The sequence below is a fragment of the uncultured Anaerotruncus sp. genome, from assembly GCF_902490045.1.
Taxonomy (GTDB): domain Bacteria; phylum Bacillota; class Clostridia; order Oscillospirales; family Ruminococcaceae; genus Anaerotruncus.
This window is the reverse complement of record NZ_CABUCJ010000205.1, coordinates 1-1898: the sequence shown is the minus strand read 5'-3', so window position 1 is coordinate 1898 and position 1898 is coordinate 1. Positions and strand designations below refer to the sequence as shown.

At 58.8% G+C, this 1898-nt stretch carries 3 protein-coding genes; 2 read left to right on the top strand and 1 reads right to left on the bottom strand.

What is annotated here, in order from left to right; translation table 11 throughout:
• Positions 1-208 precede the first annotated feature (208 nt).
• Positions 209-1243: a spermidine/putrescine ABC transporter substrate-binding protein gene (locus RDM88_RS12735; RefSeq protein ID WP_308755196.1), complete on the top strand. Its 1035-nt coding sequence runs from the start codon at positions 209-211 to the stop codon at positions 1241-1243.
• Between the two features lie 49 nt (positions 1244-1292).
• Here the strand turns inward: RDM88_RS12735 and RDM88_RS12730 are convergent, their stop codons facing one another.
• Positions 1293-1598: a helix-turn-helix transcriptional regulator gene (locus RDM88_RS12730; RefSeq protein WP_308755195.1), complete on the bottom strand. Its 306-nt coding sequence runs from the start codon at positions 1596-1598 to the stop codon at positions 1293-1295.
• A 119-nt stretch (positions 1599-1717) separates the two neighbouring features.
• On the opposite strand from RDM88_RS12730, the gene RDM88_RS12725 reads away from it, so the two are divergent.
• Positions 1718-1876: a hypothetical protein gene (locus RDM88_RS12725; protein WP_308755194.1), complete on the top strand. Its 159-nt coding sequence runs from the start codon at positions 1718-1720 to the stop codon at positions 1874-1876.
• Positions 1877-1898: the final 22 nt, after the last annotated feature.

The window sequence follows — 1898 nt, the reverse complement described above, 5'->3', positions numbered from 1 at the left end:
GGAGCCCCCTTAGGCGGACTTTTGGTTCCTTTTCGTCCGTCCGAAAAGGAACCCGCCTGCCGGGGCGGGACCCGGCAATTCTGCCGCTCGATGAGCGGCAAATCTAAAAGCTCCGCCGCTCCCCGAGCGGCACCCCCCAACAGGCAGTTTCACCGCTAAAAGCGGTTGGAGCGATAAATCACAATGGAACAGAAAGAAGGGACTTACCATGCGGAAATGGACACGCGCGCTTGCATTGCTGCTTGCGGCGGTGTTGGCGCTTTCATTGGGCGCCTGTGGAAAAAAAGCGGATGAGAAGGTGCTCAACGTCTTCACTTGGGCCACCTATTTCCCCGACGACATCCTCGCGGAGTTTACCGAGCAGACGGGCATCAAGGTGAACTACAGCACCTTTGAGTCGAACGAGGAGATGCTCATGAAGCTCGAATCGGGCGGCGAATACGACATCGTGCTCGCGAGCGACTACATCATCGATATCGCGCGGGGGCAGGGTCTGCTGATGGAGCTCGACAAATCCAAGATCCCCAACTTCAAGAACATCAACCCAACCTACCAGAACACCTTTTTCGATCCGGACAACCAGTACGTCGTTCCCCATTCGGCGGGTGTGCCGATGATTATCTACAACCCCGCCATGACGGGCGATGTGGAGATCAAGGGCTACGAGGACCTGTGGAACCCGGCGTTTGCGGATTCGGTCGTCGTGATGGACGACGCGCGCAACATCATCGGCATCACCCTCAAAACGATGGGGAAAAGCTTCAACGAGACCGATCCCGCCGTGCTGGAGCAGGCCAAGGAGAAGCTGATGCCCCTGCGCCCCAACATCCGCGCGTTTGACTACAACACCCCCTACAACCTCATGATCTCGGGCGAGACGGCGGTCGGCTACATGTTCACCTCCCAGGTGATCACCGCCCTCAACGCGAACCCCGAGCTCAAGACGGTCTATCCCGCAGAGGGCGTCGGATTCGGCATCGACGCGGTCTTTATCCCCGCCAAGGCCCCCCACGCCGACAACGCGCACGCCTTCCTCGACTTCATCCTCGACGGCGAGCGTTCGGCCCACATCACCGAGCAGATTTTCTACGGAAGCTGCAACGCGGCGGCAACCCCCTATATCACCAACCCGCTGCTCGTCATCCCCGACGAGGCGATTCAAAACGGCGAGTCGATCAAGGACGTCGGCGAGGAGGCCACCGCCCTCTTCAACGACATCTGGACGGAATTCAAGCAGAGCTGAATACCGGTTAAAAAAGGCGGCCGCCCGTCGGGCGGCCGCCTTTTTTCGTTCAGCAGATGACCTTGATCAGCGCAAGCAGGGCCTTTCGTTTCTCCGGGGCGAGGGCCTCCCAGCAGGCCAGCAGCTCGCGCTGCTCCCCGGTGAGATCGGGCGGCAGGCTGTCCTCCGCGAGAAACTGGGAAACCGTCATCCCAAAGGCCCTGCAGACCGCTTCGAGCGTCGGGATGGTGGGGACGTTTCCCTTCCGGTAGAGCGAATTGATGGTGGACTGGCTGAGATGCGCCTCTTCCGCGAGATGGTTTTCGCTCCAGCCGCGTTCCTCCTGCAGCCGGCGGATTTTCCCGAGGATGTCCATTCAACCCCTCCTTCTGTGCTTATGCGTTAATATTATTACGATTAGGCGTTGAAATCCTTAATGATTAGACGTATAATATTAACTATCAGTCGTTAATCTGCACAGGGGGAGCGAGCTTTATGCCTGACTATAAGGAGCTGTATTTTTCCCTCGTCCGGAAAACGGCTGCCGCCGCCGACGCGCTGGAAATCCTGAGCCGGCTGGTCGGCGAGCAGGCGGAGCACCTGAAAAAGGAATTGGAACGGATCGAAGAGCTCTTCCCGCCCGATGAACCGTAAAGCGGCCGCCAGATGGCGGCCG